The organism is Sphingobacterium sp. UBA7625, from assembly GCF_002484085.1.
GTDB classification, from domain to species: Bacteria; Bacteroidota; Bacteroidia; order Sphingobacteriales; family Sphingobacteriaceae; genus Sphingobacterium; species Sphingobacterium athyrii.
This window is the reverse complement of record NZ_DLJD01000058.1, coordinates 242,726-258,759: the sequence shown is the minus strand read 5'-3', so window position 1 is coordinate 258,759 and position 16,034 is coordinate 242,726. Positions and strand designations below refer to the sequence as shown.

Here is a 16,034-nt window from a genome sequence, read left to right as displayed (position 1 = left end):
TTTGTAAATGATGAAAAATATTCAATATAAAAATAGACAATTATATGCATTACGATATGTTGTTCTAATCGCATTGACTTTGTTAGGCCTTACATCCTGCAACAAACAACTTGATGAGCTCAGACCGCACAACGTCATTTTTGAAGAAAGACAATTTGATACGCCGTCTGGCTATTCAAAAGCAGTGTTGGGTATCTATAATCTAATTACTGTTGGGTCAGAAAGCGCTACAGGGGGTGGCTTTACCGATTTGCAGATTTTTCTTTCAGAAGCAAGGGGGAATACCATACGTGCCCTTGATGCGCAAGTAAACCGGAATACTGACCTATTTGACTATATTAATTCTTCAAATAGAGATCTCTCCTATACGTATGCCTTTTGGCGCAATAGCTACAACGTTTTGTTGCACATTAATAAAGTGCTTGCCAACGTGAAAAGCGACGAAACTAATCCAGTAATTCTGCAGGCAAAGGCGGAAGCATTATTTCTTCGTGGTTATATTTACTTTAATCTGGTCCGTTTGTATGGAATGCCATTCTACCAAGGTAATGGAAATTCGCTCGGTGTGATGTTGGTGGTCAATGATGAATTTGCGCCGAGTCTCGCACCCAAACGAGCAACTGTCGCTGAAATATATGAGCAGGTCGTATCCGATCTGAAAACTTCGATCCCATTGTTTAAACAGCAGAAATCCAATAGTTATGCCAGCGGTTTGGCGGCGGAAGCACTATTATCGCGGGTGGAACTCTATAGGGGCGGCACTTTTTCGTCTCCAAATAGTGAAGCGAATCAAAAAGCCTTCGAATACGCTGATAGGGTCATTCGTCAGGGGGGCTACGAACTTATACAAGGGGATGCCTTTAAAAAATATTACGATACGGACAACCTGAACAACAAAGAAGACATATTTGCTATTAACGGTGAATTTATGAATGGTTTGATTGCCAACCTCTTTAAGATGCCTTCACAAATAAATTATACAGGTGGGCTCTATCGACCTTCACCTTATCTTCTTTCTCTATTTGATGAAAAGGACCTTAGAAAAGCATTCTATGTCGAAAATATAACACCGGGCTTTCCAGAGGATCACTTGGCTTGTAATAAATACAATATTGGCTATGCTTCTTTATACAGTCGTTCTCCCTACCGTTATCTAAGATTAGCAGAGATGTATCTGAATAGAGCCGAAGCATTGGTCAAATTGGGGAAAAATGCTGCGGCTCTTGCTGACGTAAACATCATCAGGAAACGTGCGGGATTGACTGAGCTTGAGAACTTAGCAGGTGAGGCGCTATTCAAAGAGATTTTAAAACAGCGTAAAATTGAACTTGCCTTTGAAGGCCATGCGAGTTACGATGAATTTAGAAATGGCCTTTCGATGGTACGCAATTATGCATCGGGCAAATCTTCGCCTATGACGGTACAACCTACCGAAGGAAAAATACTGATGAAGATCCCGGATGAAGAAATTGCGAGCAATCCAAATCTCGTGCAAAACCCATAACTATAGTTGACATCAACAGAATAGCAGATATGCCTGATTTAAAAAGCATCGGCAGGAATAAACAAAAAGTAAAAATTAAAGAGATAAAACATGAATACTAGTAATAAATTTATAGTCCTTATGGCCCTAATGGCGGCTACTTTAACCGCGTCAGCCCAAAAGAAATTTGTGATTAATGGACAGGCTCCAGAGCTGAATGGAAAGTATGTCCATCTGTCTTATGGTACCGGTAACGATAATCAAATAAAAGACAGTGTTGTGGTTGCTAATGGGAAGTTCAAGTTTACTGGAGTCGTTGCCGGGCCAACATTTGGCTACATCAGCCTGGGCGGGCGGGCACTTTCGTTTGACGATGTTTTTTCAGTTGTTCTCGAACCTACAACAATGAAAATGACGCTCGATCGGGACAGTATAAATAAAAGTAGACTTACCGGATCGAAAGAGAACGATAAATTAAAAAGCCTCGATGAGCAAAAGGCACCGATCAATAAAGCCATGGAACCGCTGCGTGCCGAGTATCAGAAGCGTAATGAAGAATATGCCAAAGCAAGCAAAGCGCTAAAAGAAATGGAACAGAAGGTAGAGGCTATGAAAATTGATAACTATGCTTTCCGGGACAAGTTTGAACCTTTCCAAAAGCAGCAGGAAGCGATAGACCGCGACTTTATAGCGAAAAATCCACAGTCTATTGTATCTGCCTATCTGATGCGTTTTAAGATATCGGGGATGACATTGACGGAAGCTGAAAAAGTATACAATACTTTCACTTCCGACGTGAAAAAAAGCAGTTATGGAAAAGAGCTCCTCAATGAAATTAATAAAATGCGTAGCGGGTCTCCGGGAAACCCTGCTTATGTCTTTTCAAAATCTGATATAGATGGTAACCCCCTTAGTTTGGCAGATTACAGGGGCAAATATGTGCTGCTCGATTTCTGGGCGAGTTGGTGCGTGCCCTGTAGACAGGGAAATCCACATTTAATCAGTGTCTATAATAAATATAAAGATGCCGGTTTTGAGATCATCGGTATTTCTGATGACGACCGTAACGAAGCTGCCTGGAAGAAAGCGGTGGAGCAAGATCAGATCCAGATCTGGAAACATGTACTTCGTGGACTTAAAATGGAAAACAACGTCATCGACCGCTCGCAGGACATATCCGAACATTATGGCATTCATACGCTTCCCACCAAAATATTAATTGACCCCCAAGGTATTATTATTGGTCGCTATGGTTCGGGAGGCGGATCTGATGCTGATCTTGATGCAAAATTGAATGCAATTTTTAGTAAATAATTTACAGATGAATGCAATAAAAATTATAGTACAAATTAGCTTGCTATTGATAGCTGGACCACTTTTCGCGCAGTCCAAATCATTTACGCTGATTGGAAAAGTAGCTGGAAAAGCGGATGGCTATATCTACCTCTCGATGGCAGATAGCGAAAATGGACGGATGGATAGTATACAGTTAAATCAAGGGAAATTTATCTTCAGGGGACAGCTTGAGTACCCCACGAAAGCCGAAATTTTGATGGAAAAAAAGAGTGAACATTTAGCAGATAAGCGTTTACCTGTTATTCTTGAACCTGGAGAGATGACGTTGTCCATCGATTATAACCAATTTGAGCTAGGCGAGCTTAAAGGTTCTGTTTCTAATGCGGAGCAAGATATGCTCAATAAAAAACAAGCCAGCATCCGGATCAATATGCAACCCGCCCAACAACACTATAATCGTGTGGTAGAGAAATACCTGGCTATTAGAGAACAGAAAGATACGGTTGCATCAAAAATTATACGGGCTGAAATGGATGCTGTTCAGAAAGAGATGGAGCCCTTTCATGCACAAATTCGTGCGACCGAGGATCAAGTATTGGAACATTATCCTAACGGATTTACTGCCGCAAATCGACTGATGTATGCGGTAGGCCAGTTGCCGCTGGAGGAGTCTGTGAAAAGATATGAAGCCCTCAGTACTGGAGCCAAACGCAGTATCGCAGGTCGTTATGTCCAATCTAAAATACAGGCCATTCGCCGTGGGTCTGTGGGGGTAAATGCACCCGATTTCGCGAGTACAGACGTTAATGGTGCTCCATTAAGCTTATCGGCTCATAAAGGGAAATATGTATTGCTTGACTTTTGGGCAAGCTGGTGTGTGCCCTGTCGTAAAGGAAATCCACATTTACTGGCCCTTTATGCTAAATACAAGGAAAAGGGCCTTGAGATCATTGGCGTAGCATCTGATGATGGGAATGAAAAGGCATGGCGAAAAGCTGTCGAAGACGATAAGATTTCTGTGTGGAAGCACGTGTTGTCAGGACAAAATATCGAGAAATTAAGAAAGGGAGAGCGGGATGATAACTACATCGGTGGTCAATATGGCATAACAACATTACCAACAAAAATATTGATCGATCCCCAAGGTCAGATCATTGGACGTTATGGTAGTGGTGCCGGGACAGATGCAGACCTCGATAAAAAGCTTACAGAGATATTTTAATCGACATAACAGGATTATAATCACTTATAAAAAAGTATAAAATGATAAACAAAATTAAATTAACAGTAGGATTACTATTGGTGACCTGCGCTGCATTGGCTCAGAAAGCACAGCTCAACGGAAATATTAAGGGATTAAAAGATGGGCAGATCGTCTTTTATAGATCAGTAAATGGAGCACCCAAAATGGATACCATTCAGACTAAAGGCGGCCAATTTACCTGGTCAGCAGAGATCCATGAACCGCAGAAAATTTCCATCATGTTTCCAGAACGGTATGTTGAATTTTTTGCTGAAGCAAAAAATATGACGTTAACTGGAACTGCAGAAGAATTAGGCAAACTGCAAGTAAAAGGATCTTCTCTACAAGACGAAGCGGATGCCTATCAAAAATCTTTACAAGATATAACTGATCAGGAAAATCCACTCTATCAACAGTATGGAAAAGCGACCGCGGAAGAAAAAAAGCAAATTGAAGCGAAGATTAGTAAATTTAGAGATATAAAAAGGGAACGCGCCGCAGAATACATCAAGAAGTATCCGTCCAGTTTTTATAGCCTTAGTTTAGTTGCTGACCGTGCTATGATGGGTAAGTATGAAGACATTCAACCCCTGTATGCCGTCTTAACAGCACCGATGAAAAATACCATGCAGGGAAAAGCGCTGGCCAATAGATTAGACATATTAAAACGTAGTGCTATCGGTACTGCAATGTTAAATTTTTCGCAGGCAGACCTCGACAAAAAGTTAGTGTCATTTTCATCCTTTAAAGGAAAATATGTACTCGTTGATTTTTGGGCAAGCTGGTGTGGGCCATGCCGGCAAGAGAATCCCAACGTCTTGAAAGAATACAATAAATATAAAGATAAGAACTTTACAGTTTTGGGTATTTCACTGGATGATAATGAAGACAAGTGGAAAAAGGCCATTAAGGACGATGCAATGCCATGGACTCAGGTTTCTGATCTAAAAGGTTTTAATAATGAAGTCTCTTCTTACTATGGTATTATGGGAATCCCGAGTACCTTGCTTGTTGATCCCAACGGCGTGATTATTGCCAAAGACCTACGTGGAGAGACATTGAGTGAAAAACTGAAAGAACTTTTTGATAAGTAAAAAGGACAAGATATTGCGGACTAGATCCGATTGATTGAATTTTTGACAAATAAAAGGACGACCGGCATAAGGCCGTCCTTTTATCCTATGCCCATTCGATAGACTGGAAATAAATCTATTTGACTTCCATTATAGACTTGGCAGTGATATGCATGACACCGGCCTGGTCTTTCCAGAATTCTCCTTTGGCTTGGATCCTATCACCAATATTGTAACGTTTGAATGTTCCACCTGATTTCTGAAGATTGACAACACTTATGGTTACAATCGATATTGTACCCTTTTCGTCCTTAACGCTTGCCATATAGCCATCTTTTCCGTTTTCGATGGCTGTAATGGTGCCTGTAATTTCTTGTTGTGAAACTTGTTGTTCCATATTAACTGTTTTCTTTTGGCTGGAGCATGAACTCGCGCTTGCCAAAATAAATGCTCCAATTATTCCTCCAATAAATATCCTATTGCTCATTTTTTGTTTTGTTAGTGTGTTAAAACTACAAAATATTGTGGTGTGATCCAGCTGCTAAACAATTTTTATACAGCTGCATCTGCTTTACCGAATCAAAAGCCGATGTTGCCACATTTTTATTGCTATTTTTGAGAAGAGAAATTTATAACATGCTTTAAAGCTTATATGATCAAAGAATTTTCATTCAAACAATTTGGCAATTTAGAATTTAGCAAATCCGCGCTACAAGATCATGCGTTGACCGCAATCGAGGGGCATATCAAGATCCTTTTTATTCCTAAAAATGCAATTATCCAAGTCGATTTTCAGGAAATAGCAATGGAAACCGACGCTTTGTTGTTTATTAACCCCAATGTAGTCTTAAAGCCCTGTGAGACCGTTGGTGGCCAGCTGATGCATTTTAATAAAGATTTTTACTGTATCGAAATTCATGATCAGGAAGTAGCCTGTGATGGTATTTTATACAATAATGTCTTTGAAATTCCTTTTATTAATTTGAACCAAGCGCAGTCCGATGACATACAGCGGATTATTCGGGAAATTCAAGTGGAAATGAGCAATGAAGATTCCAGTACGGAAGAAATGTTAAGGATACTCCTAAAAATGATTATCCTCAAATCGACACGTATCTGGAAAGAGCAGCATCAACTTGCCACAAAGGACCAGCAAACTGACGTACAGTTTTTAAGAAAATTCAGTAAGTTGGTCGAACAGCATTATAAAAAACGGCATACAGTCGCAGAATATGCAGATCTACTCTTTGTTACGCCCAAAAATTTAAGTAAGAAAATAGGATTGGTCAGTAAAGCAACTCCCAACGAAATTATTAAAAACCGAATTATCCTGGAAAGCAAACGCCTTTTGGCCCATACGACAATGACGGTTAAAGAAATTGCATACAGTCTTAACTATGAGGACGACGCTTATTTTATCCGCTTTTTTACTAAAAACACGGGCATCTCACCAATCACATTTAGAAAACAGTTTAAATAATAACATTTCCTTATTGAAAACGAAAAAAGCACAATCCAGGGATTGTGCTTTTTCCGTTTAAGCCATCTCCTAACAGCACATCTGAAGAGAATACGTGCTAAAAAAATCCTGCGTAAAATAAAGAAGAGAAAAAAGTGCAATTCAAAGGGAAAACCATCCATTGTAAGACGGGCAGAATTGGGCCAACTTTGTGATATCAAAATAACAACAGCATTTAAAACAATTTAATATTAGAAAACATGAAAAATTTAATTTTAGCATTCTTACTTTTCACAACATTATTATCCAGCGCTGTATTTGCGCAAACCAACAGAATTGCAGCTTCATTTGGACGTGAAGAATATATCGAGGTTGAAAAAAATGTCAGGCTACATGTAACGGATCTTGGCGAAGGGCAACCCATTGTTTTGATTCATGGCTGGCCTTTGAGTGATGCCATGTATGAATACCAATATGCCGATTTTATACAAAAAGGATACCGTGTGATCGGCATCACCTTGAGAGGCTTTGGCTTATCTGATAAGCCCGCAGGAAAATATAATTACGATGTTTTTGCCGATGATATCAAAGTTGTACTGGACAAATTAAAAATTGAAAATGCTACAATAGGTGGATTCTCGATGGGCGGAGCGACTGTCATTCACTATGTAGCGAAATACAATGCAGCCCATGTGTCCAAAATGGCACTTTTCGGAGCGGCGGCACCGATCTGGACAAAACGTGCGGACTTCAACCATGGGCTCTGGACAAAAGAGGATGTCAATGGTTTGATCAATCTCAACAATACAAACCGCCCGGAACTGTTTGCAACATTCGGTAAAATCTTCCCTGCCAATGAAAACAGTGTATCTGCTGGACATGGCGCGTGGTTAGGAACAATTCAGGCTCAGGCTTCGCCCTATGCAATGGCTGAAGGATTAAAAACTTTACGGGATAGCGATTTGCGTGATGACCTGAAAAAAATAACTGTGCCTACATTGATCCTTCATGGCAAACTCGACAAAATTTGTTCCTATGATCTTGCCGAACAGATGAAGTCTTTGCTTAAAAATTCAACCTTGGTTCCATTCGAAAAAAGTGGCCACGCACTCTTCATCGAAGAACTGGAAAAATTCAATACCGAACTGTTAAATTTCATTAAAAAATAAGCGCTAATCGCATAAGGCTGTCCAATCTGTTTGGATAGCCTTATTTTTATTTCTCCTAGATCTCTTTACAGGAATATTTTAGCAATCGAATTCTCGGAGCTTCTGCTTTACTTTTTGACCACCTTTATAAACTATCACCACATGAACAGAATTGTATTATTCCTGTTTTTTTTACTATCAATGGCATCCTGCAGCATAAGGAAAAACATCGCCATCATTGAACATCCTAATTTACCAAAACCAATAGGTCCCTATAGCCACTCGACTAGCGTCGGCAATCTGATATTTGTGTCAGGGCAAATTGGTTTGGATCCCAAAACAAACAACCTAAAGCCTGGAATCGAACAACAGACAGTTCAGATCTTTGAAAATCTAAAAGTGATTCTTGAAAATAATCATTCGGATTTAGCACATATAACCAAGACAACGATTTATATCACAGATATAACCCAATTTGAAACGGTCAATAGCGTATACGGTACTTATTTTGGCCATCGTTTCCCAGCCAGAAGTACGATCGAGGTGGTTTCATTGCCAAAAAATGCGAGCATCGAAATAGAATGTGTTGCGGTTAAGAAATGAGAATTTCCTTTGTGTAATCCCACAATGTGGAAGATTTTGAAAAGGCGTTTTGTCTTACAATGGTTTTTGATTATTGCGCTAGGTAAAAAGTGCAATCCAAAGCGAAAGCTATCCATTGTAGGGCGTCTTAATTTAGCCCAACTTTGTATTATAAATTTTTAACAACAAGCACAAATAACAAAGATCATGAAAAAAATAATTTTAGCCTTGGGTTTATTGACAACATTCGTATCGACTGGGGTATATGCGCAACAATCTGGCGTCAAACGGACAGATCTCCAAAGACATCCGCTTGAAGCCGTCGGATATGAAACCATTCAAGCGCGGATAGACTTAGCGCCTGGCACAGCTGTAGGGATGCATTCACATCCTGGGGAGGAAGTTATCTATGTCCTGGAAGGTATTTTTGAATACCAGTTGGAAGGCGAGAAGCCTGTTGTACTGAAAGCTGGCGAGGTACTCTTTATTCCCGCAGGAAAGAATCATTCTGCCAAAAATATTGGAACGGGCAAAGCATCTGAACTCGCAACTTACATTGTTAGAAAGGATAAACCACTACTTGTCTATAAAAAATAAGCAATAAAAAAAAACACAATTTATAAGATTGTGTTTTTTTTTTGCCCGAATAATTGGATGTTAGCTCCCGATCCATTTGATAGATTGTTATGAATACAAAAATTTAATGATATAAAGCAAGACAAGGAGAGATTGTTTTGGCATACCCATGATTTCTTTGAGTGTCGCCATAGCGCGATTATTCAATTTGTATAAGCTTTTCACGGAGATATTGGTCAGCACGCTGATCTCTTCATAGCTCATTTCTTCAAAATATCGAAGAAAAATAACTTCTTTCTGTTTGCCGGTTAATTGTTCAAGTGCCTGAATCAGTTTAAGTGCATTGCTTCGTTGTTCCTCGGCAGCGATGTAGCTGGACTCCACATCGTAAGTCAGCTGGAAATCATCATTTTCACCAAATGAGCTCAGCCTCCCGTCACGTAATTGCGTGTTTAATAAGCTGTTCTTAAGTGCAACCAGTAGATAATGCTTCGGATTGGATATGACTTTTAATTTATTGCGATTTTCCCAAAATTTGATAAATACTTCCTGGATAGCATCTCTGACATAATCTTCATCTTTTACACGTCGCATACCATATTCGTACAAGCTGGGCAATAGGGCACGATAGATCTGCTCGAAGGCCTTTTTATCGCCCTCAATAAAATCATTCCAACACAGATCTATGATCGTATTACTCATTTCAGCGTTTGCGTCAGTTAAAGAAATAGATTATCGCTTTTCAAAAATAGTAAAGATTTAATAACATTAACACAAGCCTGCGTTTAAATAGCACACTATCGTCAGTAGATTGTCAATTCCACTAAAAACTTGGTTTAAAAGGGCTTGTTTGGCTACGAAATTATGAATTTGACAAGATTTATAGATAGCTTTTAAAGTTTTTTTAAAAAAAATAAAATTACATGGGATAAAATCCAATCCCAATTTGTCATCTACTTAACAAAGGCTTACTAATGGAAAACTATCATACCTATAATACGCAGGATTTTTTGGACGACCTGAACTTTGTCCGTTTTGCTAAAATGCCGGATCAGGAGGAATTCGGCTATTGGCATAAATGGCGTGCGGGCAATCCGCCAAATGCAAAAGCGTATGATGAGGCGCTAGCTTACCTCCAGGCCCTGATGGGGATCACGCGCATACGGCCTGATCTGGACTTCACGGACAGCCTATTCCGCGATATTGAAAGAGGCATCGTCGATAATAGAAAGAAAAGAAGAAACCATATCATCCGCATATGGGCATCCTTGGCGGGCGCAGCGGCAGTGGCTCTTTTTGTAACAGCAGCCTGGTACTACCAATCCATGATTGTGATACAGACTGGAAGCGGTGCCTTACAGACCGTAATCTTGCCGGATAGCAGTACTGTTCAGTTGAATGCTAACTCCTCGGTGGCCTATCGCCGTGCCTGGAACTGGTTATCTAAGCGGGAAGTACATACGACAGGTGAGGCCTTATTAACAGTAAGACATCTGAATAAGGACATTACTGCTATTCGCCAGGAGGAGCGTTTCACAGCCTATACCGGTGAGCTGGCCGTAGAAGTGCTAGGTACCAAGTTTAATCTAAAAAATAGAGATAACAAAGTAACCGTATCGCTATTGGAAGGACGCATTGCCCTGCGCAATGTGAAACAGGGCGGAGCGCCGCGGATTCTTGCCCCCGGTGATATCGTTATGGCTGGAGACCAGGGCTTTCGAAATGTGCTTAGTGACAAGCGAACCGTGCAGCAAACCGTAGCCTGGACCCAAAAGACACTGACCGGGGAAAACTTATCTATAGCTGATCTCATCAATGAATTTCGCTATGTCTATGGAAAAGAGATCATCGTTAATGATACAACATTGTTAAACCGAAAAATTGATGGCCGTATCTCGTTAAATTCCCCAGAAAGCATTGTTTACACGATTGCTAATATATTACAAGCCAACATCCGCACGGAAAAAGATACCATCTACCTTGACCCTAAATGAGAAAAACAATATCAATCTAATACATTACTATAGCTAACCTAACTAAAAATGAAAATTACAGACAACAGGTGGCAGCCGATACGGAGCATCTTGATGGTTCCGGTCTGTTCGCTACTATTTACTGTCGGGCAACAGGCATTGGCCCAAGAGAAGTTGCCGCTTGCCCAAGCAATCAAACGGATCGAGCAGCAATTCAACGCTAACTTAAGTTATGAGCACAACCTTCTGAACGGCAAATTTGTGGATCCGGCATCGTTAAAAGGAAATCGCTTAGAGGAAGTACTTAAAAAAGTATTGTATCCCAATCAGCTGGTATTCTTATATGTTGATGATAGGTCTTATTCCATCGTCCGTCGTCAGGAAACAAGTAGCCGGAATCAGCAAAGTATATCCGAAAATGAGCGGACTGCGGGCACCGGGATGGAGCGTGTGTCGGGTACAGTGCGTTCTGCAAGTGGCAAAACCATACCTTTTGCAAGTATCTGGATAAAAGATACACGCAAGGGAGGGAAGGTAGATGAAAATGGCCGATTTATGTTGTATGACCTAGCGCCAACAAACGAACTTGTTTTTACAGCAGTAGGTTACAAAAGTAAGACTGTGATGGCCGGAAATCGTGAGCAAATGGTGGTTGTCATGGAAGCTGAAGAAAATATGCTCGAAGAAGTCGTCATTTCTACAGGTTACCAAAAAATCTCCAAGGAAAGAGCTACAGGATCGGCAACAGTAATTAGCGCCAAGGAATTGGAAAAAAATCCATCACCCAACTTAATCAACCGAATGGAAGGCTTGGCTCCCGGCCTTCAGGTGTCCCTCGGTTCGGGGGATCGTACCTTTACCTACAACAACAATCAAATGGGGATTTACTCCAGTACCCGTACCATCGGACAAAATGACTATAACCTCACTGTTCGTGGTGTTGGATCGATAGACACAGATACCGAAAAGTCGCCCCTAATCGTGATTGATGGCGCTATATCCAATATCGATTTGGCTATGCTCAATCCCAACGACGTGGATAACATTACGATCTTGAAAGATGCCGCCGCAGCTTCCATCTATGGAGTCCGTGCAGCCAATGGGGTCATTGTGGTGACGACAAAGAAAGGATCGAATACCGGGGTGCCAAGGATAAACTTTTCTTTTAATACCGCATTCTCCGGTAAACCTGATCTGGGCTATCTCCGTACCATGAACAGTGCCCAAATGATCGATTACCAAGAGGAGCTGGTCGCAAAAAATATCTTGAATTCAAACAATATTGCAGCGAATTTATACATGTATGCGTCGAGCTATTATCCAGGTGAAGTGGCTGCTGCTGCAATACGCCTCAAAAATGGACTGATAAGCCAGGCCGATTATGATGCGCTTGTCAATCCATTGAAGCAGATTGACAATAGGGCGCAGATCCAGCAATATTTGCTGCGCCCGATGAACAACCAGCAGTATAACCTGTCCATCAGCAACGGCACGGAAAATAATAATTATTTCTACTCGGCATCGTATGCCAACGAAAACCCATTCACAAAAGGTGAAAATGGAAAGAGGTTCACCTTTAGCTTAAACAATAACTGGAAGATATTTAAAATCGCCACCCTTTCGACCAGTGTCAGGGGAACGTTCTTCAGAAACAGCAAAAATGGAATTGATATTGCCCAGCTGTATGATGCAAATAGTTCGACTTTGCTGCCTTACCAACTTTTGGCTGACCAGAATGGAAATGGGATTTATTATGATCGAATAAACCCTGGGTTTACGCAACCTTTAGGTCCAGCTTATAAGGACTGGCGGTATAACTATTTGCAGGAGTTGCAACTGCTGGACAACCTACAGAAAGATAATAACTATTCAGCGGTCATTAACTTGGAAGTGCCTTTGTATAAAGGCTTAAAGGGGTCGGTAAGTTATGCAAATGAACGCTCTTTTGGTGAGAATAGGGCGTTTAATGACGAGAAGTCCTATAAAAATCGCCTGCTGCTGAATGAATTTACTCCAATTGGGGAGACGACAAATACCATTGGCATTAACAAGGGTGGAATCTACAATATCATTAACAGCAGCATCAACAACTATACGGTTCGTGGACAACTGAATTACGATGCAACCTTCGATCAAAAACATGAGATCACGGCCATCGCCGGTTCGGAGATCAGACAGACACAGGCTGGTCAGGGGATGAAAACGATGTACGGCTACAATCCACAGACGGGTTTTAATAGAGATGTTAGCTATGCCCAAAATAGTTACAATACGCTGATGGGTTATCTCTCGGGCTTAAGTGGAGGCCCCACACAAGCCGACAGAACAAGACGTTTTTTATCTTACTTTTCTAATGCTGCTTATACATTAAATGGAAAGTATACGGTTTCAGGAAGTGTGCGGTATGATGATTATAACAATTTTGGCTTGGACCGTAGCTTTCGGGCGACGCCCTTGTGGTCTTCGGGCCTAAAGTGGAATCTGGCAAAAGAGCATTTTATGCGAAAGTTTACCTGGTTGAACCAGCTTGGGCTCCGTGCTACATATGGTGTCAATGGCAACATTACACAAGATGTCAGACCTTTTACTTACATTTCTTTTGATAATGCTGCTTACAACCCGACAGGTCAGCCTTCGGCAAGCATTATTGCTGTGGCAAACCCGCAGTTGCGTTGGGAGAAGACTTATGTAACCAATTTAGGACTGGACTTTGGTCTATTGGATAACCGTCTTACCGGTACCATAGATTATTACCGTAAAAATGGTAAAGACCTCTTATATAGTTTCCCGATCGCAGCACCTTATGTCGGAACCATCGGTGCCGGTTCATTAAAAAGAAATACAGCATCCATGTCGGGCAAAGGGATTGACCTGGGCTTAACGGGTACTTTTTTGCGCAATACGGATTGGAACTTGGATGCCACATTGAACTTTTCGTACAATACCAATACGATCACTGACAATAGATTTGATCCAAAAGATATTTCTGCGTTTACCTACTCGTATAATCCCATTGGCATCAGTTATCTAGAAGGTTATCCCAGTGATAAAATCTTTGTCTTTCGCCATGCTGGATTAGATGAGAAGGGACTTACACAGATTTATAATAAGAATAATGAAATTATTCCAGTCACGCAGACCTTAAGCGGGGTGGAGGATCTGGCCTATGCCGGTCGCAGGGTGGCTCCATACTATGGGTCTTTTAGGACTAATTTACGCTATAAACAATGGTCGGTTTACGCTTTGATTTCTTATCAGTTTGGCAATGTTTTTATGAAACCTAGCGTCGAGTCTTATATGGCTCCGAGCCGGGGGTTGACAATCCCTAAATTTGATCTGAGCGCTGACATTGCAGATAGATGGCGGCAGGCAGGTGATGAAGCTTTTACAAATGTCCCGGCCTTAACTGCCGATATCTATAGCTCCTATAGTCTACAGCGTTATCAAAATTCGGATATCAATGTCTTAAAGGGAGATTATATCCGTCTCCGGGAAATTTCACTGAGCTATGGCCTACCAAAAAATCTGCTGAACAGACTGAAAGTTGAAAATATCCAGCTAGCTGGTTCGGTGCGGAATTTGGGTCTGATTTGGACAGCGAATAAAGAAGGCTATGATCCTGACTTTACTAATCTCGTGGGCAATACGACAAATCTGCGTCCGGTGCCTTCGTATAATTTTTCAATTAATGTAAGCTTTTAACCCGGATTGATATGAAAAACCGAACAACTGAAAATAATAGCAATCAATCTGTTATGAGAAGATTGAAGTTTAACTTTTCTTATACCACAGCTTTAGCAGCAATTTCCCTGGCAATATTTGCAAGCTGTGAAAAATATGTTGACATCAAAACGCAGGGGCAACTAACTCCGGGTACGATTGAAAATTATCGTTATCTGCTGAACAATACAAATGCATTTGAAGCTGCACCTTCTATTTCTGATATGGCGGCTGATGACCTGGAAATTATAGATGGAAGTGCACAGCAGAAGGGTCTGGTGAGTAGCGATTATTATGGCTACTATAGCCGGGCTTATCAATGGTCAGATGTGATCTATCCAATTGAAAATTTGTATCATAAAGATGATACATGGGGTGCGTTGTACAATACGATTGCCTATGCAAATACGGTGATCAACGAGGTCCCGTCGGTGACGGATGGAAGTGATCTGGAAAAGGCGGAATTGATGGCCGAAGCCAAAATTCATCGCGCCGCCGCTTATCTGATGCTGGTCAATACCTATGCCAAGCCTTTCCAACAGGCAACAGCAGGCACTGATCTGGGAGTTCCCCTGTTGCTGTCCCCGTCGACAGAGCAACCTTTGGTAAGGGTGCCTGTGCAGAGGGTCTATGATGCCATTCTAAAGGATATTCAGGAGGCGACTCCATTGTTGCCAAATGAGCAGCAATATACGACGCTGCCCAGCAAGGCCGCCGCATATGGATTGCTGGCACGTACTTATCTTTACATGAACAGCTATAGCGAGGCTGCTGCTGCGGCAGATCAGGCCTTGGCGCTAAACAGTACATTGATTGATTTGACTGCTTTGGATCAGCTGACGGCCTCCAATTACCCCAAAAGAGTATTTAACCAGGAGATTCTGCTATCAAAGGTACCTGTAAATGGCGTATCCGCTTATACCCCAACGGCCTTTCGTTTGAGCAGCGACCTGATCAAACTATTTGGAGAAGATGACCAACGCTATAATTTATTTACCGTGAATGGTGACATTATTTCGTCTTGGGATGTATACGAAGGCCGATATTACTACCTGGATTACGTCATGAACGAAGGCCGAAATGTCGGGCCCACCGTTCCTGAAATGCTATTGATTAAAGCGGAGAGCGAAGCGCGAAACAATAAACCCGCAGCGGCAATGGCCTTAGTCAACCAGCTTCGGGCCAAGCGAATCCTTTCGAAGGGAACCGTCAATCTATCGGCTAGCGACGCGAATGATGCCTTGCTTAAAGTCGTTGCAGAGCGCCGCCGGGAATTTATGTTCCGCATGCTGAGATGGTGGGATATGCGCCGCTTGAAAGATGATGCATTATTCCAAAAGACATATACGCGTACATTTGCCGGTAAAACAGTTTCCCTTGCGCCAAATAGCAATCGCTATGTGTTTCCAATAGCACAGTATGAGATTAATTTAAGTCCAGAAATTGTTCAAAATCCATAAAAAATTAAACAAACTATTCAT

At 41.3% G+C, this 16,034-nt stretch carries 13 protein-coding genes; 11 read left to right on the top strand and 2 right to left on the bottom strand.

Going from position 1 to position 16,034, the window contains the following annotated elements; translation table 11 throughout:
• The first annotated feature begins 7 nt into the window (after positions 1 to 7).
• The 4 genes from B4G94_RS24880 (at position 8) to B4G94_RS24865 (ending at position 5,116) form a co-directional block, all read left to right on the top strand.
• Positions 8 to 1,504: a RagB/SusD family nutrient uptake outer membrane protein gene (locus B4G94_RS24880; protein ID WP_286862797.1), complete on the top strand. Its 1,497-nt coding sequence runs from the start codon at positions 8 to 10 to the stop codon at positions 1,502 to 1,504.
• A gap of 90 nt (positions 1,505 to 1,594) precedes the next feature.
• Positions 1,595 to 2,797 (top strand): redoxin domain-containing protein, encoded by a 1,203-nt coding sequence (locus B4G94_RS24875; protein ID WP_286862795.1) that lies wholly within the window; start codon positions 1,595 to 1,597, stop codon positions 2,795 to 2,797.
• Positions 2,798 to 2,804: 7 nt separating this feature from the next.
• Positions 2,805 to 4,001 carry a TlpA disulfide reductase family protein gene (locus B4G94_RS24870; RefSeq protein WP_165306137.1) on the top strand — a complete coding sequence of 399 codons (1,197 nt, stop codon included), beginning with the start codon at positions 2,805 to 2,807 and terminating at the stop codon, positions 3,999 to 4,001.
• A gap of 41 nt (positions 4,002 to 4,042) precedes the next feature.
• Positions 4,043 to 5,116, top strand: coding sequence for a TlpA disulfide reductase family protein (locus B4G94_RS24865; RefSeq protein WP_165306138.1), 1,074 nt, complete (start codon positions 4,043 to 4,045; stop codon positions 5,114 to 5,116).
• Positions 5,117 to 5,231: 115 nt separating this feature from the next.
• On the opposite strand, the gene B4G94_RS24860 is transcribed toward B4G94_RS24865, so the two are convergent.
• On the bottom strand, positions 5,232 to 5,582 hold the full coding sequence (locus B4G94_RS24860) for a hypothetical protein (protein WP_165306139.1): 351 nt from the start codon (positions 5,580 to 5,582) through the stop codon (positions 5,232 to 5,234).
• A 165-nt stretch (positions 5,583 to 5,747) separates the two neighbouring features.
• Here B4G94_RS24860 and B4G94_RS24855 point away from each other — a divergent pair, with 165 nt between their 5' ends.
• The 4 genes from B4G94_RS24855 (at position 5,748) to B4G94_RS24840 (ending at position 8,881) form a co-directional block, all read left to right on the top strand.
• Positions 5,748 to 6,575: a helix-turn-helix domain-containing protein gene (locus B4G94_RS24855; RefSeq protein ID WP_165306140.1), complete on the top strand. Its 828-nt coding sequence runs from the start codon at positions 5,748 to 5,750 to the stop codon at positions 6,573 to 6,575.
• Between the two features lie 239 nt (positions 6,576 to 6,814).
• Positions 6,815 to 7,723, top strand: a complete 909-nt coding sequence (locus B4G94_RS24850; protein ID WP_165306141.1) for an alpha/beta fold hydrolase — start codon at positions 6,815 to 6,817, stop codon at positions 7,721 to 7,723.
• 141 nt (positions 7,724 to 7,864) lie between these two features.
• Positions 7,865 to 8,305, top strand: a complete 441-nt coding sequence (locus tag B4G94_RS24845) for a Rid family detoxifying hydrolase (protein ID WP_206531894.1) — start codon at positions 7,865 to 7,867, stop codon at positions 8,303 to 8,305.
• Between the two features lie 186 nt (positions 8,306 to 8,491).
• Entirely contained in the window at positions 8,492 to 8,881 is a 390-nt protein-coding gene (locus B4G94_RS24840; RefSeq protein WP_165306142.1) for a cupin domain-containing protein, read from the top strand.
• A gap of 87 nt (positions 8,882 to 8,968) precedes the next feature.
• Here the strand turns inward: B4G94_RS24840 and B4G94_RS24835 are convergent, their stop codons facing one another.
• The gene (locus B4G94_RS24835; protein ID WP_286862788.1) at positions 8,969 to 9,562 is read right to left on the bottom strand and encodes an RNA polymerase sigma factor; all 594 of its coding nucleotides are present in this window, start codon (positions 9,560 to 9,562) and stop codon (positions 8,969 to 8,971) included.
• Positions 9,563 to 9,834: 272 nt separating this feature from the next.
• Between B4G94_RS24835 and B4G94_RS24830 the strand changes: the two genes are divergently transcribed.
• The 3 genes from B4G94_RS24830 to B4G94_RS24820 are packed head-to-tail and all read left to right on the top strand — an operon-like array spanning position 9,835 to position 16,013.
• On the top strand, positions 9,835 to 10,854 hold the full coding sequence (locus tag B4G94_RS24830; protein WP_286862787.1) for a FecR family protein: 1,020 nt from the start codon (positions 9,835 to 9,837) through the stop codon (positions 10,852 to 10,854).
• A gap of 48 nt (positions 10,855 to 10,902) precedes the next feature.
• The gene (locus tag B4G94_RS24825) at positions 10,903 to 14,535 is read left to right on the top strand and encodes a SusC/RagA family TonB-linked outer membrane protein (protein WP_286862785.1); all 3,633 of its coding nucleotides are present in this window, start codon (positions 10,903 to 10,905) and stop codon (positions 14,533 to 14,535) included.
• A gap of 11 nt (positions 14,536 to 14,546) precedes the next feature.
• Positions 14,547 to 16,013 carry a RagB/SusD family nutrient uptake outer membrane protein gene (locus B4G94_RS24820; RefSeq protein WP_286862783.1) on the top strand — a complete coding sequence of 489 codons (1,467 nt, stop codon included), beginning with the start codon at positions 14,547 to 14,549 and terminating at the stop codon, positions 16,011 to 16,013.
• The last annotated feature ends 21 nt before the right edge of the window (positions 16,014 to 16,034 follow it).